General features: G+C 39.6%; 19 protein-coding genes. 12 read left to right on the forward strand and 7 right to left on the reverse strand.

Annotation, left to right across the window (positions count from 1 at the left end; all coding sequences use genetic code 11):
* Positions 1-119: 119 nt before the first annotated feature.
* The 4 genes from WNY98_RS18955 to WNY98_RS18970 all read left to right on the forward strand — a co-directional run bounded on the left by WNY98_RS18955 (position 120) and on the right by WNY98_RS18970 (position 3391).
* Complete coding sequence (locus tag WNY98_RS18955) at positions 120-341, forward strand: penicillin-binding protein (RefSeq protein ID WP_076924211.1); 222 nt, start codon at positions 120-122, stop codon at positions 339-341.
* 216 nt (positions 342-557) lie between these two features.
* Complete coding sequence (locus WNY98_RS18960) at positions 558-2579, forward strand: ATP-binding protein (RefSeq protein WP_342878655.1); 2022 nt, start codon at positions 558-560, stop codon at positions 2577-2579.
* Positions 2580-2617: 38 nt separating this feature from the next.
* A complete protein-coding gene (locus WNY98_RS18965; RefSeq protein WP_342878656.1) occupies positions 2618-2878 on the forward strand; it encodes a hypothetical protein in 261 nt (86 codons plus the stop codon).
* Between the two features lie 57 nt (positions 2879-2935).
* Positions 2936-3391, forward strand: a complete 456-nt coding sequence (locus WNY98_RS18970; protein ID WP_165735631.1) for a PH domain-containing protein — start codon at positions 2936-2938, stop codon at positions 3389-3391.
* Between the two features lie 113 nt (positions 3392-3504).
* Here WNY98_RS18970 and ahpF read toward each other — a convergent pair whose 3' ends face one another.
* Both ahpF and ahpC read right to left on the reverse strand, forming a co-directional pair.
* Positions 3505-5079: an alkyl hydroperoxide reductase subunit F gene (gene ahpF, locus WNY98_RS18975; RefSeq protein WP_342878657.1), complete on the reverse strand. Its 1575-nt coding sequence runs from the start codon at positions 5077-5079 to the stop codon at positions 3505-3507.
* A gap of 154 nt (positions 5080-5233) precedes the next feature.
* Positions 5234-5803 carry an alkyl hydroperoxide reductase subunit C gene (gene ahpC, locus WNY98_RS18980; protein ID WP_008134426.1) on the reverse strand — a complete coding sequence of 190 codons (570 nt, stop codon included), beginning with the start codon at positions 5801-5803 and terminating at the stop codon, positions 5234-5236.
* Between the two features lie 282 nt (positions 5804-6085).
* Here ahpC and WNY98_RS18985 point away from each other — a divergent pair, with 282 nt between their 5' ends.
* The 3 genes from WNY98_RS18985 (at position 6086) to WNY98_RS18995 (ending at position 7790) form a co-directional block, all read left to right on the forward strand.
* Positions 6086-6505: a DUF3429 domain-containing protein gene (locus WNY98_RS18985; protein ID WP_342878658.1), complete on the forward strand. Its 420-nt coding sequence runs from the start codon at positions 6086-6088 to the stop codon at positions 6503-6505.
* Positions 6506-6572: 67 nt separating this feature from the next.
* Positions 6573-6971: a hypothetical protein gene (locus WNY98_RS18990; protein WP_076924217.1), complete on the forward strand. Its 399-nt coding sequence runs from the start codon at positions 6573-6575 to the stop codon at positions 6969-6971.
* A 3-nt stretch (positions 6972-6974) separates the two neighbouring features.
* Positions 6975-7790, forward strand: a complete 816-nt coding sequence (locus WNY98_RS18995; protein ID WP_342878659.1) for a class I SAM-dependent methyltransferase — start codon at positions 6975-6977, stop codon at positions 7788-7790.
* Between the two features lie 27 nt (positions 7791-7817).
* On the opposite strand, the gene WNY98_RS19000 is transcribed toward WNY98_RS18995, so the two are convergent.
* Entirely contained in the window at positions 7818-9419 is a 1602-nt protein-coding gene (locus tag WNY98_RS19000; RefSeq protein WP_342878660.1) for a GMC family oxidoreductase N-terminal domain-containing protein, read from the reverse strand.
* A gap of 198 nt (positions 9420-9617) precedes the next feature.
* Between WNY98_RS19000 and WNY98_RS19005 the strand changes: the two genes are divergently transcribed.
* From WNY98_RS19005 to WNY98_RS19015, 3 genes are all read left to right on the forward strand, one after another.
* On the forward strand, positions 9618-10604 hold the full coding sequence (locus WNY98_RS19005; protein WP_076924221.1) for a Gfo/Idh/MocA family oxidoreductase: 987 nt from the start codon (positions 9618-9620) through the stop codon (positions 10602-10604).
* A gap of 431 nt (positions 10605-11035) precedes the next feature.
* Entirely contained in the window at positions 11036-11779 is a 744-nt protein-coding gene (locus WNY98_RS19010) for a FadR/GntR family transcriptional regulator (RefSeq protein WP_197184832.1), read from the forward strand.
* Between the two features lie 232 nt (positions 11780-12011).
* Positions 12012-12875, forward strand: a complete 864-nt coding sequence (locus WNY98_RS19015; RefSeq protein ID WP_076924222.1) for a DMT family transporter — start codon at positions 12012-12014, stop codon at positions 12873-12875.
* 73 nt (positions 12876-12948) lie between these two features.
* Here the strand turns inward: WNY98_RS19015 and WNY98_RS19020 are convergent, their stop codons facing one another.
* Positions 12949-14145, reverse strand: a complete 1197-nt coding sequence (locus tag WNY98_RS19020) for an MFS transporter (RefSeq protein ID WP_342878661.1) — start codon at positions 14143-14145, stop codon at positions 12949-12951.
* A gap of 72 nt (positions 14146-14217) precedes the next feature.
* Entirely contained in the window at positions 14218-15312 is a 1095-nt protein-coding gene (locus tag WNY98_RS19025) for an NADH:flavin oxidoreductase/NADH oxidase (protein WP_342878662.1), read from the reverse strand.
* Between the two features lie 476 nt (positions 15313-15788).
* Between WNY98_RS19025 and WNY98_RS19030 the strand changes: the two genes are divergently transcribed.
* The gene (locus WNY98_RS19030) at positions 15789-18206 is read left to right on the forward strand and encodes a TonB-dependent receptor (RefSeq protein WP_342878663.1); all 2418 of its coding nucleotides are present in this window, start codon (positions 15789-15791) and stop codon (positions 18204-18206) included.
* Positions 18207-18307: 101 nt separating this feature from the next.
* A complete protein-coding gene (locus WNY98_RS19035; RefSeq protein ID WP_342878664.1) occupies positions 18308-19891 on the forward strand; it encodes a sulfotransferase in 1584 nt (527 codons plus the stop codon).
* Between the two features lie 430 nt (positions 19892-20321).
* On the opposite strand, the gene WNY98_RS19040 is transcribed toward WNY98_RS19035, so the two are convergent.
* Entirely contained in the window at positions 20322-20753 is a 432-nt protein-coding gene (locus tag WNY98_RS19040) for a universal stress protein (protein ID WP_342878665.1), read from the reverse strand.
* A 516-nt stretch (positions 20754-21269) separates the two neighbouring features.
* Complete coding sequence (locus WNY98_RS19045; RefSeq protein WP_342878666.1) at positions 21270-21629, reverse strand: aldehyde-activating protein; 360 nt, start codon at positions 21627-21629, stop codon at positions 21270-21272.
* Positions 21630-22524: the final 895 nt, after the last annotated feature.

Below are 22524 nucleotides of genomic sequence, written 5' to 3' on the forward strand. Positions count from 1 at the left end.
GCGTCAATAGCTGGTCTATTGCAAGGAAATTCAACGCAGTTAGCGCTAAAAATAGCTGCTTGAGATAGATTTATTATCCAGAACTCAGGTTAGCTATAGCCTACACATAAGAGAACATTATGACCGAAAAAATAAACGAAGAAGCACTCCACGCACTTAAAATAGCCTTTACTTACATGCCTAAAGCGATTGAAGTGACAAAGTATGAATATGGCGAGCGCTACCAAAGCGTACTTGATCACATTGAAGCTGTACGTGAAACACTACTTCTTAACGATGTAGACCCGGAAGAAGTTGGCGGCGATATAAATCCTGAGTACACACCAAACTCAACCTACTAAATATAAAACACTGAGCATTATATAATCATCATTACACTCAGCGTTATATTAATGCTCTATTATTTTACAAAACATAAGGTTATAAATTTAAAGTGTACACATCAGTTTTAGTTATCATCGATAAAAACTGCTAAACTTACTTGGTAATTAATAAATATGCCTTTAATTGGCTTTTATATTGTATAAATTGAACAAAAGCTTACGGGGTGTTTTCTTTTGAATTTTTTAAGACGTTTTCACGATATAGTTTCGAATCAGTCGTTTGATTTTCAAACCAAAATCAATAAACTTTTAATCTTTGGATTAGAAGTATTCGAGCTAGAGCTAGGCATTATTAGTAAAGTAGATGAAAACAGTTATACCGTTTTATATGCCATAACCCCCGACAACTCACTTTTACCCGGTACTGTGTTTGACTTACAAGGTACGTATTGTGTACATACGCTATCGGCTGGCTCCGCACTTGCTTTTCATAAAGCCTCTCAAAGCGCAATTGCAAACCACCCCTGTTATATAAACTTTCAGTTAGAGTCTTATATTGGCGCGCCAATAAAAATTGGTGATAAAATATTTGGTACCGTCAACTTTTCATCCGCAAAAGACTCCCTCGCTTTTAACGATGATGCTTACGACTACATCGAATTATTTGCGCAATGGCTAGGCTCGGAATTTGCTCGCGCACAAACTAAAGAACAACTCATAAAAAATAGTAATACCTTATTAAAGCTAGAGCACGTTGCAAATATAGGCACCTGGGAAGTTGATCTAATCTCCGATAAAATCACCTGGAGCGAGCAAACATACCTCATACATGAAGTAGATGAACAATTTCAACCACAAATGAATTCTGCAATCGAGTTTTATAAAGAAGGCCCAAGTCGTGAAGGTATAACTCGCGCTGTAGAATTAGCCATAGAAAAAGGCAAAAAATGGAATTTAGAGCTAGAAGTAATAACCGCTAAAAATAAACACTTATGGGTGGCTACCTTTGGTGAGGCCGAATTTGATGAAGGTCGATGTGTCCGATTATTTGGCACCTGCCAAGATGTAACCGAGTCAGTCAAGCTTCGAGAAGAGCTTAAACAAAAGCAAGCTCAAGCAGAGCGCTTACTTGAAGATAGAAGCATGCTATTTGCTAAAATCAGCCACGAATTAAGAACCCCTCTTAACGGCATCACAGGCATGCTAACCACATTAATTGATGAACATAGTGAAGAAGTACGTGCTGAAAAAATAAAAATAGCACTTAGAAGTGCTGATATTTTGCTTAGTATTATTAATGAGGTGCTCGATTTTTCTAAAATTAATCATGGTGAGCTAAAGCTAGAGCCTACTGACTTTTTGTTAAAAACAATTTTTACCGATTTAACTTCTTTATACACACCACTATTTAAAAATACGCATGTAACGCTACAAGTAAATAATACAATTGATGATGACTGCTGGGCTTTTAGTGACAATACTCGACTAAGCCAGATTGTTTCTAATTTATTGAGTAATGCACTTAAATTTACTGAAAATGGTTCAGTTACCCTACACACCAGCCTCTCTAAAGTAAAAGCTAAGTTAAGTTTAAACATTGAAGTGTCTGATACAGGCCGCGGAATGAGTAAAGGCTTTTTAGAGTCACTGTTTTCACCTTTTTCTCAAGAAGTAGATGCTAAAAATTCAAAAGGTGGCACAGGCCTTGGGCTTGCAATAGTAAAAGAGCTTGTTGAATATATGGGCGGTATAATAAAGGTAAAAAGTACACCTAATAAAGGCTCCACTTTTTTATTGAGCATTCCGATAGAACCAGGTAAAGAGCAAAAACAAGAAAGCCTTAAATCAAACTTAGACACTAACGGCAGTGACTTATCTGTACTTGTTGTTGATGATAACGACATTAACAGATTAGTTTTACATGCCTCGCTAGATAAGTTGAATATTAAAGCAGACTCAGCCGTTGATGGCCAAGATGCAGTATTAAAATGTCGCCAAAAACGTTATGACCTTATTTTTATGGACTGCGTAATGCCCATACTCGATGGATTTGAGGCAACAAAACAACTTAGAGCGGAAAATATCTGTCCAGGTGAAGAAACTTACATAGTGGCTTTAACAGCAAATACCTCATCACAAGACAAACTGGCCTGTAAACAAGCTGGCATGGATATGTTTATATCAAAACCTTTTAAATTACCAATACTCGAAAAAGCAGTTATTAATGCGCTTGAGCATACAGCTAACGTTAGTTAACGTTTATAGTTAACTTATTGGTTAAATAAGGATATAAAATGAAAAGTATAATAAGAACAATACTATTTACGGTGCTTTGTTTAGCAATATTTAAAGGCGTTTCCACTGAGCAATGGGGGTCATCAATAACGGTAATTATCTTATCAGGCATATTGCTGTTAGTTACATTCATCAGTGCTAAGTCATCACGTGGATCATCAGCTTATACTGGCAGTGACTCATCAGTTTCCTCTAGCAGTAACCCATCGCACTCTCATACACATTGTAGCGGCGGTGATTCTGGCGGTGGGTGCGATTAGTTAATACGCTTCTTAATATTCGTATTTATATAGAACAATATTTATAGAGAGAGTATTTTGCCTAAGATTAAAATTGCTAAGTTCTGGCGCTCGATCGAAGCATTAGGAGAAATTGGTGCTCGAATCCTTGGCCTAGGATTAGTCTATCTGATTTTCTCATTTATAGGACAAGAATTAATCGGTGAGCAGTTCAAAAATGATGTCCTACTAAGCTTAGTCGTTTTACCTGCAATTTATGTCCTGAAAGATTCTCATAAAATATTGGAAGCAGTTTTTGTAAAAGTTCTTACTAAAGACAATTCTATAACCGTATTTAGTGGAATACTCACAAGAAGAGAAGACAAACTAGGTTTCAAAAGCGTTGAAAATGTAGAGCAAGTCACAACAATTTTAGGTCGTATATTTGGTTATTCAACCATATTTTTATATGCCTACGGTAGCTGGGTTAGAATCCCTTTTATTAAAGATCCTGAAAACCTCAGAGCTTGGCTTGAAGAACGTATACCAGATTAACCTAGTTTATAACCAGACATAAAAAAGCCGCCTTTGGAGAAGGGCGGCTTGGGTTAACAAACAGCTATGGGTGTAGCCTTGCTGTTATATCAAGAGAGTTTTTACTAATTACATTAAGCAGCGCTTTGATCAGCTTCTTCAGAGTGGCGAATTAAATAATCAAATGCACCTAAACTTGCTGTTGCACCGCTGCCCATTGCAATAATAATTTGTTTAAACGGAGTATTGGTTGCATCCCCCGCGCCGTAAATGCCTGGTAATGAAGTTGCGCCTTTAGCATCAATCAGTATTTCACCAAATTTGCTTAATTCAAGGTCGCTATCTTTTAACCATTCCGTATTAGGTATTAAGCCTATTTGTACAAATATACCGGCAAGTTCAAGCTCTTTGCTCTCTCCCGACACTCTATCTGTGTACATTAAGCCAGTTACTTTTTTACCATCACCAAGTACTTCGGTTGTTTGTGCACTTTTGATAATAGTAATATTAGCCATGCTTTTAGCTTTACGAATAAGCACTTCATCAGCACGTAGTGTGTCTGCAAATTCAAGTACCGTAACGCTTTGCACAATATTAGCTAAATCGATTGCCGCTTCTATACCTGAATTACCACCGCCAATTACGGCAACAGCTTTACCTTTAAATAAAGGACCATCGCAATGTGGGCAATATGCCACACCATGGCCGCGATATTCTTGCTCCCCTGGTACGTTCATTTCGCGCCAACGTGCACCGGTGGCAAGTACGAGCGACTTAGCTTTAAGTACTGCGCCATTTTCTAGTGTAATTTCGTAGCCATTGTTATAGCCAAGTGCCGCTGCACGCTGATTATGCATTACATCTACATTGTATTCTTTAACGTGCTCTTCAAGCTGGGCAACCAACTTTGGCCCCTCTGTCGCCTTAATCGAAATAAAGTTTTCTATTGCTAATGTATCTGCAACTTGTCCACCAAACCTGTCGGCAACAATGCCTGTATTTAACCCTTTTCGTGCTGAGTAAATCGCAGCCGATGCGCCAGCAGGCCCGCCACCAATTACAAGTACATCAAATTTATCTTTTTTACTTAGCGATTCAGCTTGGCGCTGTGCCCCTTTGCTATCTACTTTATTGAGTATGTCGGTAAGGCTTAGTGCACCTTGGCTAAATGGTTCGCCATTTAAATATACAGCCGGTACAGCTAAAATATTTCGCTCTTCTACCTCACTTTGAAATAATGCGCCATCAATCATGGTCGCTTTAATATTGCTGTTTGTCGCTGCCATAGTATTAAGTGCTTGGACTACTTGCGGGCACGTTTGGCAACTTAAACTTATGTATACTTCAAAGTTGAGTTCTTGAGTGAGCGATTGTATTTGCTCAATGTCTTCGCTTTTAGCTTTACTTGCGTGTCCGCCAGTATGTAAAAGTGCTAACACTAAGCTTGTAAATTCGTGGCCCATAGGTACGCCTGCAAACGTAATATGAGTGTTTTTAATAGGTGAATGTACAACCATCGACGGGCGACGCGCGCTTGTATCTGGGTTGTTTATTACCGTAAATTTATCGCTCAGTGAAGCTAAATCGTTCGCTAAGCTTTCTACTTCTGCTGATTTTTTGCTGTCATCCAAGGCAATAAGCAGCTCAACAGGTTGAGTAAGCGATTCAAAATGGCTTTTTAATTGATTTTTTATGTTGTTATCTAACATGGCTTAACCCTTTTAGGAAAATTTAAACAGCAAGCCTCCCATGCCAAATAATGCATGTGCTTAAACAAGTATATTGATATAGGAGGCACCAACAAACGGATGTTCGTTGATTTAAGGGCAGTTACCTGCCCTCATAGTAGGAATAAATCTATACTTAGATTTTACCAACTAGGTCTAGTGAAGGTGCAAGTGTGTCTTCACCTGGCTGCCAAGATGCAGGACAAACTTCACCGTCGTGAGTTGCAATGTATTGTGCAGCTTGTACTTTACGAACTAGTTCTTTAGCGCTACGGCCAATACCTAAATCGTGAGTTTCGATAATTTTAATTTCGCCTTCCGGGTTCATTACAAATGTTCCGCGAAGTGCTAAGCCTTCTTCTTCAATCATTACGCCAAAGCTACGAGTAATACGTCCTGTTGGGTCGCCAATCATTGGGTAAGTAATTTTACCAATTGTGTCTGACGTATCGTGCCATGCTTTATGAGTGAAGTGAGTGTCAGTAGATACTGAGTAAACTTCTACGCCCATCTCTTGAAGTTGTGCGTAATGATCTGCAACATCGCCAAGTTCAGTAGGACATACAAACGTAAAATCAGCTGGGTAAAAGAAGAAGATTGACCATTTACCTAGAACATCTTTTTCAGACAATTCTACAAAGTCACCGTTGTGGTAAGCGGTTGCATTGAATGGTTGTAATTTTGTATTGATTAATGAAGTGCTCATGGTATTTCCTCATCTATATTTAATGTATTTAAAAAGTAATCAACGCTTTCGTTTAAAACGACCTTCTGCGTTGGCTTGGTTAATACAATAAGGCTAATGAGAAATTAAATAAAATTGATTGTTTAGATTAAAACAATCGGTTTTTTGGATTGAACTATATAATCTCTTTTACCGTAAGCATTATTTGAATTGTAAACGCTGGCGAATTATTAAGATCGCTAATCGCAATACTGCTACAATAGCCGCGCTTCAAATAAGTCATTAAACATAAGGCACGCTGTAATGGAAAAATTTGTTAACCACATACAACTAGGTTACTTAGGCTTAATCCCGTTTTTAGGGTGTGTAGGTTGGCCACTTATGTTTGGCAGTAATAGCCTTAACTTAGAGTTTTTTACTTTTTACAGTATCGCCATTTTAGCATTTATGGCAGGTAACTTGTGGCGCGCCGGAGAACAAAGCTATAGCAATGCAATTAAAGCGGTATTACCTGTTATCCCAGTTCCATTTTTATCATTTTTACCTGTTGAGTGGGCACTGGCTTGGCTAGGTGCTAGTTTTTGGTTAGTACTTATATTTGAAAAGGCCACTCCACAATGGCAAAACTACCATAAAGATTATCAAAAAATGCGTGTAGTACTTACCTCTGTTGTGTTTGTTTGTCACATTCTTACTATTGGTATGAGTATTTATCCTAAATAGCAGCTGTAAACTTAAATGTTGCACAGTAATAAGGTAATATCCGCGCACTGCTATTTGAGGACACACCATGATTGACCAATTACGCCAACAACTCGATGAACTTGGTGAAAACTACGTAGAAAAAAACGCGGCATTTAAAATCAAAGTGATCCCATTTTTTTGTGCTATTCGCATTAAAAAAGATCATAAAAGCGAAGGTCGTTTGAGCTTTTATTCAAGTCAATTACTCGAAATTTTCTTGGTTGTCTTATTTTTGCTATTCGGTTTAATGCTTTACGATACAAATGCAGGATTTACCCATGGGCCTATTCATATTGCCTTTGCCATTTTAATTACCTTTAATCTTATTATTAAACAAATCGCCATTGAAGGGTTAAAAACACGCCTTGCTTTTCATCGTTTACTTGCAGCGCAGTCTCAAAAAAGTACGCCTGATGCCGATAACACACCAACTAAACCATTTTAATTTATGTATTTAAATCCTCAATGGCGAATACTCACCGTAGGCGATGGCGATTTATCGTTTTCGAACGCTATTTACACTCATCTATCGCCAAAAGCTTTGGTTGCATCCACTTACGATGACCAAGCTACTATTGAGCAAAAGTATCATCACAATGCACTTAGCAACTTAAAAGCGCATAACGTTGAAGTACTTAATGGTTTTGATGTAACAAACCCCGCGTGTTGGCAAACTCTAAGTGAAAACCAGCACAGCTTTGACGTGGTTATTTTTCAATTTCCGCTTATACCCGCGTTTGTTGGCCGTGAAGCATTTGAAAACAACACGCGCCAAACCAGTATGAACGTATTAAACCGCGCTTTGCTGCATCAATTTATTAAATACGCTAACGAATACGCGCTTGATAAAAATGGCCCAATGCTGTGCTACATCACTTCAAAGGATGTAAAACCTTATCGAGAATGGAATATAGAAGGGAGTTTAAATAACGGTTTAAACGCTGATTATTTAGGCCAAATCCCATTTGATATTAGCCATTTTGAAGGTTACAAAATTCGTAATGTTGACCGTGATAAACACGTAAAAGACACCAGCGGTATCACTTACGTTTTCAGCCAAAAAGGTATTAATACACACACTAGCGAATTAAGCTCACGCCTCACAAAGCCAGCATACTTAACACCAAACCACTGCCCTCTTTGCCGCGTTGGACCCTATATGGCAAGCGAGGACGAAATCAAGCATCTAAATGCTAAAAAGCATCAGCAAATGCTGCACCTTGAAAGCGATTGGCAACAATGGCTAAATGAATTTTATAGCTAATTAATAGCCCTACTAAAGTTGATTCAATTAAACATTTGTCTGTTTAATTAAATCAACTGCTTTTTCAGCAATCGCAATTACAGGTGCATTTGTGTTGCCGGTAATAATAGTAGGCATAATCGACGCATCGACTACGCGTAAGTTACTTACCCCGTGTACTCGCAAATTAGTATCCACCACTGCCATTGAGTCTTGCCCCATTTTACATGTACCAACTGGGTGATACTCGGTATCTGCCGTTTGGCGTATAAACTCAATTAACTGATCATCATTATTTATATCAAGCGGGTAGATCATTTTACCGCGTATGTTATCAAAAGTTTTACTTTGCATAATAGCGAGTGTTTTTTTAAGGCCAGCAATCATTACAGCTAAGTCGTCTGGGTGGCTTAAGTAATTAGGGTCAATAAGTGGAGCACTACGCGGGTTGCTGTCGGCTAATGTTATAGTACCTCGGCTTTTAGGGCGCATAATACTGCTGTGTATACTGTAACCATGCCCAGTGTGTAATTTACGACTATGATCGTCCACCAGCCCAATCACAAATTCTAGTTGCACATCGGGCGCTGGCGAGCCTTCAAATAATTTAATAAATGCATGCGACTCCGCAAAGTTACTGGTTAATCGCCCTTCTCGCTTACTAAACCAGTTAACGCAGCCTTTAATAATGCTCGCAATACCAAGTGGGCTTATACCAAATGTACCCTTACTTGTTTTTGATTTATAAAGTGGCACTACCGTTAAGTGATCTTGTAAATTAGCGCCAACACCTTCAAGTACGTGCTCAACTTTAATGTTATGTGCGCTTAGCTGAGCTTTAGGGCCAATACCTGAAAGCATTAATACCTGCGGCGAATTAATAGCGCCAGCACTAAGTATTACCTCGTTTTTAGCACGTAAATTAATAACCTCCTTATTACGCTCTATTTGCACGCCTTGCGCTATGTTATTGGTTATATTTATTTTATTAACGTGGCTATTGGTTAATACCGTTAAATTGGGGCGGTTTAAATGCGGTGTTAAATATGCTTTTGCTGCACTACAACGCTCGCCATTGTGCTGAGTTACCTGCGATAAACGTGCACCACTTTGCTCTTTGCCATTTATATCGTCGCTTAAATTAACGCCCTGCTCAGCACAGGCATTTAAAAAGTATTGGTTTATATTGCTTGGATTATTTAGCTCTTGTACATGTAGCGGGCCTTTTGCCCCGTGCAGCTCATTATTTATAAAGGTTTTATTGTTTTCAGCTTTAATAAAGTACGGGAGTAAACTATCAAAATCCCAGCCTTCATTACCAAGCTGTGCCCAATTATCGTAATCGTACTTATTACCTCTAATATAAACCATCGCATTAGTAGAGCTCGAGCCGCCCAGCACTTTGCCACGCGGCACAAAACCACAGCGGTTATTAAGCTCTTTTTGTGGCACCGTATTGTAATGCCAGCTATTTATGCCATAAGGCACACTCGCTGCTATGCCTGCAGGCATTTGTACAAATACACTGTTATCACTACCGCCTGCTTCAATTAAGCACACACTTACATTTTTATCCTCAGACAATCGCGATGCCATAACGCAACCACCACTGCCTGCGCCAATTATAATGTAATCATACTCTGTGCTCATACAACTTAACCGTTTACTTTTTATTTACACCACAATACATAAAACCAGCTCATTAATCGCTATTTATATTGCGTAAACCCTCAGCTAAAAAACGACGTTAATTAAAGCCTAAACACGTTAAAAACTTAACTTTTAAAACAAACACACCAAAATTTAAAATGATACAATTATCGCTCTTATATTTTCTAAGGAGTGAGCATGAACTTTGTTATTGTTGGCACCAATTTTATTAGCGACACACTGTTAGCCGCTGCAAATACGTTAAACGATTTTAATTTATATGGGGTGTGCTCGCGCGCAGTATCAAGCGGTGAAGCGTTTTTAGCCAAACACCCACAAAATACACAAGCAAAAATTTTCACCTCAATCGAGCAAGTTTGCCAAGATCAAAATGTTGATGCTGTCTACATAGCCGCCCCTAACAGCTTACATAAACAATACGCTGTTATGTGCCTAGAAGCAGGTAAACATGTCCTTGGCGAAAAACCATCAGCAGCCAATTCTAAAGAGCTTGCAAGTATTATAGCTACAGCAAAAAAGCATCAGCGCCTATACATGGAAGCCATGATGACCACTCACTTGCCTAACTTTGCAGGCCTACAACAGGCAATGGAAAAAATTGGCACACCACGTAAATATATTGGCCAGTACAGTCAATATTCATCGCGTTACGATAAATACAAAAATGGCGAACGTCCAAATACGTTTTTACCCGAGTTTGCTAATGGTGCTTTGGTTGATTTAGGGATTTACCCACTGTATTTATTAATTGCACTTTGGGGAGCGCCGCAAAGCGTGAGTGCCAGTGGCATATTACTTGATACAGGTGTAGATGGTGCGGGCGATGTATTACTAAACTACGCAGATAAACAAGCCGTTATTAGTTACTCCAAAATATCGCAAGGCGACAACATAACCGAAATACAAGGCGAGCTTGGACGCATACGTATAGAAGCTGTATCGCAACTAAAAAAGATTGAGTTTATTGCTAATAATGGTGACGTAGAGGTTATATCCCAGCCATTTGATGAGCAGTTTATGAAATACGAAGTTGAGCATTTTATGTCATTAGTGAAGCAAAATATTTTTGAGTCACCCGTTAATACACATATTTTAGCCAGTAACGTAATGAGCGTTCTTGATGAAGCGCGCAAACAGCTTGGGGTTGTGTACCCTAACGACTAATTAAATAAAATATGGGCGTTAACCAACGACAGTTAACGCCCAGAAGAAAGCTTAAATAGCTCTCGTACAACTACACATTTTACAAAACACTTTTAAATAATAGCGATCCCCATCCGTGGGCAATCAAATACTTCTACAACAAACTTAACACTGACAACCTAAACTCGGTTTATTACCAATATTTATTATTCAATAACCTTAAAGCTAACCTAACACACAAAAACATTACCAATCAAGCTGGCCAATTGCATTATTTTGAACTAAATTGGTAATACAAGAATACAACCATTGGTGTATAGTGGTTTTTAACCATAACATCGCGTTAGAATTTTGACATAATAGTGAATTTTGAGGTAACCTCTGGTATTAACAGTTGGTTTTGACTTTTAGGCCCCAGAGGCCATTATTCCTTAAGGTAATGAAGGTAAAGTATGGGTAATCGTCGCTTATTTTGGCGCATAGTTGATAAAATTGAGTCTTTAATAAATCAAGGCGAATTTTCTGCTGGGAGTCGTTTACCACCTGAACGTGAACTTGCAGAAATGTTTGATGTAAGTCGCCCTACCATTAGAGAAGCTATTATCGCATTAGAAGTACGTGGCCGAGTTGAAGTTAAAACCGGTTCTGGTGTATACGTAGTAGAACAAAAAAATACATCTATAAAATCAAAAGAGATCAGTGCATTTGAACTTACGCAAGCGCGTGCATTAATTGAAGGCGAAATTGCCGCTTTAGCTGCTCAAAGCATTACAGAAGAAGAATTAGAGCAACTAAATAAAACATTAATCGCCATGGAAAAAGGCATTTATGTTGAGCAAGCTGACCGTGAGTTCCATGAAATAATTTCGCGAGCAACACGCAATAAAGCACTTGAGTTTGCAGTATCTAACTTGTGGGATTTACGTTTAACAAACCCACAAATTGTTGCTGACTATAGTAGTGTATGTAAAAACAATAACGAATGCGTTATGGACGAACACACCGCTATTTATACAGCCCTAAAGTCTCATGATGCAAATGCAGCTCGCAGCGCAATGCACAAACATTTTAACCGCTTAATTAATGCTTTATTTGATGCCGTAGAGTCGCGCGCACTTGAAGAAATTAAACGCAAAAATAATGAAAAACGAGGCCTTTACTCTCTTGATGGCTTAGTTAATAAAAGTGCCCATTAGGGCCTTTTAACCAACTGATTAAAGTTAGCAAGCACCTGTTTGCTAACTTTACCTCTTACTTTATTAACCCACCCTATTTAATATACTTTTTATTGCGTTATTTTTGGTCGCAAACACTTACCTATAAATTTAAAAAAAGATACTATGCCGCCATTAATATCGGGCGGGTTTAGCTTTTATACTCCCTGCATTACATAACTAATTGATAGAGTTACTCAACTCAAGGATAAAAATGCGAGCATCTTCAAAAAGTTATTTACTGGCTATCGTGTGTGTACTGCTTGCAATGATGACCATTCAAACAGGCGCGTCATTTGCAAAACAGCTTTTTCCTATTGTTGGCCCTGAAGGTACAACTGCCCTTAGGCTTGGTTTTTCTGCCCTAATACTTTGCTTAGTGTTTAAACCTTGGAAACACTTACCTACTTCTGGTAATCGTATTTCTATAATTGTGTATGGTTTAAGTTTAGGCGGCATGAACATTTTGTTTTATTACGCCATTGAACGTATTCCACTTGGCATAGGCGTAGCGCTCGAATTTACAGGCCCGCTGGCTGTTGCCTTATTTTCATCACGCCGCAAACGTGATTTATTTTGGGTTGCCTGTGCTATTGCCGGTATTTTGCTTTTACTTCCTGATATGAGCGGCCAAGACAGCCTTGATCCATTGGGTGTTGCACTTGCTTTAGGTGCAGGTGCTTGCTGGGCTGCTTATATATTATTTGGTAAAAAAACGGGCACACAAAGCTCTGGTGGAGCAACTGTCGCATTGGGAATGACCGTTGCCGCTATAGTGCTAGTACCTTATGGCGGTATTTTACAAAGCGCCGCGTTTACATGGGAAATTATCCCATTGGGTATTGGCATTGCTATTTTATCAAGCGCATTGCCTTACACACTTGAAATGGTTGCACTGCGTAACATGCCCTCGCAAGGATTTAGCGTAATGATGAGCTTAGAGCCTGCAATAGCCTCGCTCGCGGGGTTTATTATACTGGGTGAGTTACTTACTTTATGGCAGTGGCTCGCTATTTTACTTGTGATTGTTGCATCTGTTGGTAGCTCGTTTTCAAATGCAAAAAAACAGGTTGCTTAAGTAAAAACTGTAATCGACTAATCCTAAAAAATAAAGCCACCGCATAAGCAGTGGCTTTTTTGTAGCAACGTAATTAGATTACCGTCTTACTTTGCTTTTTAATTGTAACCAAATAGCCAATCAACGAAATAAGCGGCATGCCCGTAGCAACCAGGGCAATACTTGTCCAACCGCCTGCTTCATATAATGGGCTGGCAATAAGCGAGCCTACTGCGCCACCTACAAATATACTCGTCATGTAAATAGCGTTTAAACGCGCACGGCTTTGTGGCTCTAGTGCATACACTGCACGTTGACCCAATACCATATTGGCCTGCACAGCAAAATCAATAAACACACCGGTTAATGCCAAAATTACGATCCCGTAAGGTAACTCAAATAAACTTGGTAAAAAGCACACTGCTGCAATTACTTTGGCCAGTAACGATACCTGATGTGTATAGCCTTTATCTGCCAAACGCCCAACAATGGGGGCAGCTACAGCACCTGCCGCACCCACTAGTGCAAACAGTGCTATTTCTGATTGAGATAAACCATACTCACGGGCAAGCACAACCGGTACGCTTGTCCAAAATAAGCTGAACGATGCAAACATTAATGCTTGAAAAAGTGAACGTTGGCGCAGTACTGGCTGGCTTATCATTAACTGTTTAAGCGATTTTAATAACTTAAAATACGTTGTTTTGTGGGTAGGTTGCCTGCTTGGAATAGCAAAATAAATTACGCCAGCAATAAACACCATACATCCTGCTGCAAAGTAAAATACAGCACGCCAACCAAAGTGATCGGCTATTAAGCTCGATATAGGTCTTGCCAGCAAAATACCTAACAACAGGCCAGCCATAATATTGCCTAAGACTTGCCCGCGTTTTTCGTCAGACGATAAATGCGCAGCAAGCGGAATTAGCACCTGAACAGAAACCGAGCTAATACCTATCATTAAACATAAAATAAGCATTACATTAGGTGAGTCAGCAAGTGCAGTCCCCACTAAGCTTAAAAATGACACACCAAGTGTGATCAACATGAGCTTTTTATTTTCAACTAAATCAGCTAACGGCACTAAAAAAAACAACCCCAAAGCGTAGCCTATTTGTGTAAGCGATACGATAAGGCTAGCACTGTGTGCACTTAGTCCCACCTCTGGGGCGAGTAACTCAATAATAGGTTGAGCGTAGTAAATATTGGCAACAATAAGGCCACAACACAAAGCAATAATAGTAACGAGTGTATTGCTAAGAGGTTGTGGTGAAACGCCTGTTTGAGTCATGTGTGTCTCTACTTTATAAAAATAATAAAACCCAACCCGCAAACGCGGGTTGGGTTTTGCTTAGGGCGTGTTTTATTTAATTGGAGATGGCTGCCCATGTGGGCTTGAGCGTAAATACTGTTTAGGTGCTGTTACTGTAGCGCCAAGCTCTGCAGCTGCATGCCAAGGCCAATGCGGGTTATATAAAATGCCACGCGCAAGTGCTACGCCATCGGCTTGCTGCTCACTAATAATATCTTCGGCTTGCTGCGCCTCAGTAATTAAACCCACCGCTATAACAGGCATATTCACAGCTTCTTTTATGGCTGTTGCAAACGGCACCTGAAAATTAGGTTTAACAGGTATTTGTTGATCAGGGCTTAGGCCCGCCGTACTTACATGAATAAAATCACAGCCGAGTTCATCAAGCGCTTTACTAAGCACTATCGATTGCTCTAAATCCCAGCCACCTTCAACCCAATCGGTTGCCGAAATACGTACACCCACTGCTTTTTCACTAGGGAATACCGCTCTTACTGCTTTAAACACGTCAAGCAATAAACGCATTCTGTTTTCTAGGCTACCACCGTAGTTGTCATCGCGCTTGTTTGAAAGTGGCGACAAAAACTGGTGTAACAGGTAACCGTGTGCACCATGTAGCTCGATTAAATCAAGGCCGAGTTCATCAGCGCGTTTAGCTGCACTTACAAAGTCTTTAATTAATGAGTCTATGTCGTGTTGGCTCATTGCCTTTGGCACTGGGCTTTTATCGTCATATGCAATTGCCGAAGGTGCGAGCGTTTGCCAGCCATTTACGTCATCAGGTGCAATCGCATCGCCACCGTCCCATGGTTTTTCAGTTGATGCTTTTCGCCCAGCATGTGCTAACTGAATGCCAATAGGCATAGGGCTGTATTGCCTTACTGCTTTTAGACTTTTATCTAACGCTTGTTGTGTTTCGTTATTCCAAAGCCCTAAATCGCCGTAGCTAATACGCCCTTCTGGATTTACTGCTGTTGCTTCTAAAATAAGTAACCCGGCACCGCTTAAGCTCAATTGGCCTAAATGAATAGTGTGCCAATCGCTAGCAGCGCCATTGTTTGCTGAATACTGACACATGGGTGCAATAATAATACGGTTATTTAACGTTACTTGCCCAAGTGATAAAGGCGAAAATAGTTGGCTCATTGTTAATCCTTAAAACACGCACAAAAAAGTGCGGACAAAATAAAAAAGAGAATACGAAGCGGCAATCAAACACGCCCACTCAAAAGCTTATGCAGTCACTTATAATTACGACTATCACTCATAATGGGGATAAAAACACACTTTAATAGTGCTAATAAAAGTATAAGTAATGACATTATGAAATATTAATTTTAATGTAATAATCTGTTTAACGAGCACGTCATAACACCAGCTTTAAAACATGAATGACTATTTACCTTTAAACAAGGGTGTAATTTTTAACCTAACTGTACCTAATTCCACTAACCTATTGCTTGTATTGCCTATTAACCAAATAAAAACCCTGAAAATAAGCCATATTTATTCTATAAAAGTGAATTAAAATTCAATTTAAATATTCCCAGCTACTTCACTCCCTGATAAACTACTTAACTTAATTTACTAATGTAAAACATTTGAACTGGGGATCACTTTTTATGTTTAAACCAAGCTTGTTAACCTTGGCTATTTCGAGCGCTGTTTCTAGCGTATTTTTATTACCAAATGCCGCACTTGCTCAAGAAGAAGTTGCAGCTAAAAACAAATCACTCGAAGTAATCGAAGTTACAGCAACAAGGCGCAGCGGCTCTGTGCAAAATGCACCGCTAAATATTACCGCTCTTGATGCAGATATTATGAAAGATCAAAATATCAATGAGCTTGCGGATGTAGCACGCTGGGTACCTGGTTTAACAATTACCGATCAAGGTGGCCGCTCAGGCTCGCCTATTATTGTTCGTGGTTTAAATACAAATTCTTCTGGTCCATCGTCAGATGGCGGCACGGTATCTACTTATATAAACGAAATTCCAGTTTCGGTAGATATGCGCCTAGTAGATATTGAGCGCGTTGAAGTATTGATTGGGCCACAAGGCACCCTTTATGGTGCAGGCACATTAGGCGGTGCAATTCGTTACATGCTTAAACAGCCTGAGCTTGATTTTACATCGCTTGAAGTTTACGGCGACCTATTTCAAACAAAAGAAAGTGACTCTTTAGGTGGCGAAGGCGGCTTTATATTTAACCTTCCTATTATTGAAGATAAATTAGCAGTTCGTGCAAGCTTAAACGTATATGAAGATCCGGGTTTTATCGATTACGGTTATGTAGTACGTGAGCCTGGCGTATCGTTGCCAGATCCAGATTGGAGCGACAGCTCAGCAGTTAATAACAACCTTAAAAATGTAAAAGACGCCAACGGCGAAACCACCACAACAGGTCGTATTTCTGTTCGCTTTAAACCAAATGAATCGTTTGAAGGTACGCTTAACTACTTTTACCAAAACCAAGACAGCGAAGGCCGCTCGATTGTTCATTACAACAGTCTTAATGCAAACAACGGTTTAAGCGACGTAATAGGTAAATACGAGTCAGCTTATCGCTTTGAAGAGCCTCGCGAGAAAAAAGACCAATTACTAAGCCTTGAACTAAAAGCCGACCTAGGTTTTGCAGAGCTAGTATCGGCTACTGGTATTTCGAGCTTTGATGCCGACGGCCAACGCGACCAAACAGACTTACTTATTCGTCTTGATTACGGCTATGAAGAGTTTCCTTCGTTTTCAACGTTTACCCGTGAAATAGATGAAGAAGATACCTTCACTCAAGAAATTCGCTTAGTGTCGCAAGGCGACAGCGACTTCAACTGGATTGTGGGTGGCTTTTACAACAAAACAGAAACCGAAGCATCAAGCAGAGAGTTTACGCCTGGGTTTGACCAATTCGCTATCGATAACTTTGGTGGCGAGCAGCTAAGACCAGACTCATTAGAATACTTAGAGCTTACAAAAAGTAAAGTCACTGAGTCTGCACTATTTGGTGAAGTTGGCTACCAAGTAACCGAAAAATTAGATATTACCATTGGTGCCCGTTTTTACAAGTACGACATAGAGTCGCAAGCGGCTTTTGACTTCCCGCTAGCAAATACATTGTATAATGGCGCTGGTCCTGATGAAATAACCGTCGAATACGAAAAAGACGAAGCAGACGATAACGGTAACTTATTTAAATTTAATGCTAAATACCAGTTTACTGACTCTGTAATGGGCTATGTAACAATCAGTGAAGGTTTCAGAATTGGCGGCTCAAACGGTTTAGTGTCTTGTCCTGATCCAATTGTTGAGGATCAACAAACAGGTTGTGGTAAACCTGACGAATTATTATATGAAGCAGACACCACAACAAACTACGAGCTAGGCTTTAAAAGTACATGGTTTAGAAGCCAACTACACTTTAACGCCGCGTTATTTAACGTAGATTGGGATGATGCGCAAATCACGGGCGCTACAGATATAGGCCAATTAACATATATTTCAAACGCAGGCAGCGCTAATGCAAAAGGGGTTGAAATATCAACTCGTGCAATTTTATCTGACTCGTTCTCGGTTTATGCAACTTATGCCTACACAAAAGCAGAGCTAACATCAGACGCCCCATTTTTGTTTAACGCCGATGGCACCGGTGGCGCAGAAGATGGCGACCGTTTACCTGGTTCACCTGAAAACCAATTTTCGATGGGTGTAAACTATCAAACAGACGTATTTAACGACAAAACACTCGATATTAACTACGGTTTAACCGCGCAAAGCGACGTGCTTTCAAGAGTTGGGCTTCGTGATAACGGCGAAACACTACCAGGTTACAGCTTAAGTAATATATCAGCTAAATTAACAGCTGATGCATGGTCAACTACCCTATATGTTGATAACCTATTCAACAAATACGCAGTTACGTCAGTTCGTCGTTCAGATGCCGATATAACATCAGCTAATGGCGCCGATATACAACGTAACTACGGCCATTACATTAATCGCCCGCTAACGGTAGGTGTTAAATTTAACTACAAATTTGAAATATAATTTAAGCGACTTTTAAACAGTCTCACTTTTTAAACACTGTTTTAAGGCTCAAATTTATTTGAGCCTTTTTATTTTCTTTTACAATATAATTACCAAAAACCATGCAGCCAAATTTAAAGCAACTTCATCAAAGCGCAATACACTCCCTAAACCAAGGTAAAATAGAGCAAGCACACAAAGCCCTAGTGGAGTTAGTTACACTCAAACCAGACTTTGCTGATGGGTATTTTTTGCTGGCAATGGTTAATTTAACTGTTGGGCAAATACACAAAGCAATAAAGCTCATCGAAAAAGCCCTCACCCTTGGCCAAAGTATTGAATACACCGCGCAACTTGCTAAATGTTACGCACTTACTGGCGAATTACAAAAAGCAAAAAACACCGCACTATCGGTGCCATTAAAACAAATAACTAAAGCACTTGATGCCGACACACTTGGCGTTGCACTTACTCAAGCAGGCATTCACGAACACGCACTTAACTACTTTGAACGCGCTATTAAACTGGCTACAGCGGCTAACAAAGCTCAACCACCGTTTTATTATAACTACGGTGTAAGCGCTAAGTTTTTAGGATTATTTGATAAAGCCCAACACGCTTTTGAAAATGCAATAGCGCTTAACCCGCTGCATCATCAAAGTCACTTTGCATTAAGTGATTTAACTAATGTAAGTAGGCAAAACAACCACATTGAACGCTTAAAAAACGTGTTTGAGCAAGTAACACACCCCGATGCAAAACTGCATATTGGCCATGCTTTAGCAAAAGAATATCAAGATCTTGGTGAGTTTTCAGAGGCTTTTAACGCGTTAGAGCAAGGTAAAGTAGCAAAACGAGCTGTGCAGCCGTTTGATCATAAAAGCTCAACTGAGTTATTTGAACATATTAAACGCTTAAGTGAGCAGCACACACAAGCGCTGACACAAGGTAACCCAACGGCAGAGCCTATTTTTGTATTAGGCATGCCCCGCTCTGGCACCACATTGGTTGAGCGTATTTTATCGAGCCACAGCGACGTGCAATCAGCCGGTGAATTACAAGACTTTGGCCTAAGTGTTAAAAAGCTAAGCCAAACGCAAACACCGCATGTACTCGACACTCAAACACTCAGTAAAGCCTACGAGCTTGATTTTAATCAGCTTGGGTCAACCTATTTAAACGCAACACGCGTAATAACAGGCAGCCATAAGCACTTTATTGATAAGCTCCCGTTTAACTTTTTTTATATCGACTTAATTACCAAAGCCCTGCCAAACGCTAAAATTATTTGTATGCTGCGCGATCCTATGGACACCTGCATTGGTAACTACCGACAGTTATTTACCATTAATAACCTCTACTACGCGTACTCGCTCAATTTACTCGACACCGCTAAAATTTACAGCCGTTTTTACAAACTAATGCAGCACTTCAGCATGCAACACAGCAATATAAAATTAGTAAAATACGAACAATTAGTCGCACAGCCCGAGCAGCAAATAAAAGAGTTAGTCAGCTTTTGTAACTTAGAGTGGCAAGAACAATGTATAGATTTTCACTTAAATACCGCTCCGGTTTCTACCGCAAGCAAGGTGCAAGTACGCCAACCACTTAATAATAAAGCAATCGGCCGCTGGAAAGCATTTAAACCTCATACTGATAAAGCAGTGGAGTATCTTTTAAAACAAGGTATTAGTATTGAGTAATGGTTTTATAGCTTGGGAGTTAAATGGATGGACTTAGGGATAATCCGCTTTGTGCTAGCGTAGGTCGGATAAGCGAAGCGCCATCCTACACAGTAAAATACCTTGTCATTTATTATCAATATTTTATGTTGTCGAGTGGTTGAGCGGACCTTCATTATTCAGTCAATTCAAGAGGAAAAGACCAGGTTGTACATACTGGTAGAGTGAAAGTATCAGTTAAAAGACGTCTGCAATGAATGCCTACGCAATGAGTGCAAAAATTAACACTCACTGCTGTAAAAGTTTTGCGTTGACCCTGCCCCAGTATGAAAAGTTCACTTTCGGGCAGTTAAACCGTGTATTGACGTTTACACAACTCACATTTTTACCCAACGTGCTGGCCACTTTGTCCCGTCTAAGACCGCAGCGGGACAAGAGATACGCGCCAATTTTATTTGACTATTAACACTGGGCAACCCGCTTTATTGGCGATCGTTTCTGCAACGTTAACATTCAAAAAATGAGAAAGTCCGGTCCTTCCATGACTGGCAATTACCACCATGCCTATATCACCGCTATTAGTCTCATCTAAAATCTCATTAATGGCATCACCATGTCGAATAACCGCTTCAATCTTTAAATCAGTATTCAACTGACCTAATAGCTCGTGCATTTTACTCGCCGCAGCGTCTTCCATATTTTTAGCTAACTCTTGGGGAGTTATCGCAAGGATCATATAATTTTCATTATCTGAAGGCTGATCAACAATGTGTAAAATACGAATGCCTACTTGATATAAATTCGCCATTTCAATGGCATATTGCAAAGCATGTGATGCAGTATCAGAAAAATCCGTAGGCCATAAAATATTACCTGTTCGCATATTATTCTCCTTCACAATTTAAAATCATATTTTTCAATGATATTACCAACTCCATAAGAATAGACTCGGCTCCATCTCAGCAGGTTAAGTGTAGTGAGTATTAAAAGGTTATCTATTGATTACGATCAATAAATAACAATAAGGCACTAAAAGTAACAATAGCTCATCAATTTATACTTATTAATTAGGCTGTGATTGCGGGGTTTATTACTCTGGTTATCGTTGTTGTTTCTTTTATAAGATAATCAATATTTGGAATAATTGGGGCTGACAGCCAGTTTTTCGCTCACAGTTGAACTCACAGCCAAAAGCTGACCTTAAAGCGTGAATCGATACTCTGTTGGGTGGTGTCTTCGGCTTAACCAATCTACCTTTTAACGTGGGTCGGATAAGTGGCTTCGCCACACCATCCGACACAGTAAAATATCTTGCCAATTATCATCAATCTTTTATGTTGTCGAGTGGCTGGAAAGTGTCATGAGTGGACTGTCGTAACCTTAGACCCTTGTAAGTGCTCTATTGCTCAACATATTTAAAGGTATCAGCACCATCGAAAAACCTAACATGAACGGACTTAAATAGCTCAGGAGTAGCCATTCTGGTGTTGATTGCGACCCTATTTGTACCGTCATCTCTTTTTTGTGTGTAGTGAGTCGTACAACCACAAAAAGTGCAAGAATGATATGAGCGAACTTTGCTACCCCACAAATAAACAGTAGCCTCTGACTTTACTTTAATATCAACTTGATCGACTGTGTAATAAGCCCAAAGAGCACCCAGCCGGTAACACATTGAACAATTACAACTGGTAATGGATTCTAGTAGCATGTCTGCTGTTATAACGATATTACCGCAATGACAAGTAGCTTTGATCATGTTTCCTCCTTGAACACTCAACGAGCCTGTAGATTAACTCGTTTTTTATTTGTTTTTATTGATAAACAAACCATAGCTGAGTTCCTATTTTGGTTCAATTAATTACTGTGTTTTTACGCAGAATAGTAAAAAATGTTTAGTGTGGGTTTTATTCGCGTTTTGAAAGGAATTACGGGTGTTTGAGTGGCTTATATTTAGGGTAAAAGGGCTTCCCTTTCTTAATGCATCGTGTTTTGCAGCTTTTCTATATTATGAACTAGGCAATACAGTTGCCATTGCGCATTCACTTTCGTTTGACCCCGTAAGGCCAATTTATTCATGCCCTTGTTGACGGTAATATTGCGTTTTTTATTTAAAGGAAAGCAGGCTCAATACAACCGAGTCGTTTGCCATTCTTTAATAAACAGCTGTCGTCGCCCTATTGGGCTGTCTATTTTTACTTTCATCTTGTCTACATTACTCAGCTTTTTGCGTAACTAATTATTTATAATTCCCACTTAACACATTGCTTTAATTAATGATTTCAGTAAAAGTTAGAATGGGTGTCATCCTAGCTGTCCCCTACTGGCGGCAATGGCGTAAACCACGCACGAAAGTACGCAGTTTAATAAAGCTGGGTGTTAGCGAACGACTCGCCATAGCCTGTGGTATCACCAGCAAAGGCCCTTGTCGAAGCTCAAAAACAAAAGGAATTAACATTGCATTAGGTAATGAGTATTTAGCGTCACAAGGTTTAGTGTCATTGAGAGATATTTGGATCAAGATTCATTACGGGAGATGAACCGCCCATTGCGGACCCGCATGATGGGTGGTGTGGGGGTGTAGTGGCATAGTTAATTTGGCCACCCATTAAGAAAGAAATGTTATGCTGATAAGCATACAAATTTGGGTGAAA

This window comes from Pseudoalteromonas sp. AS71, assembly GCF_038900275.1.
In the GTDB taxonomy this organism is placed as follows: domain Bacteria; phylum Pseudomonadota; class Gammaproteobacteria; order Enterobacterales; family Alteromonadaceae; genus Pseudoalteromonas.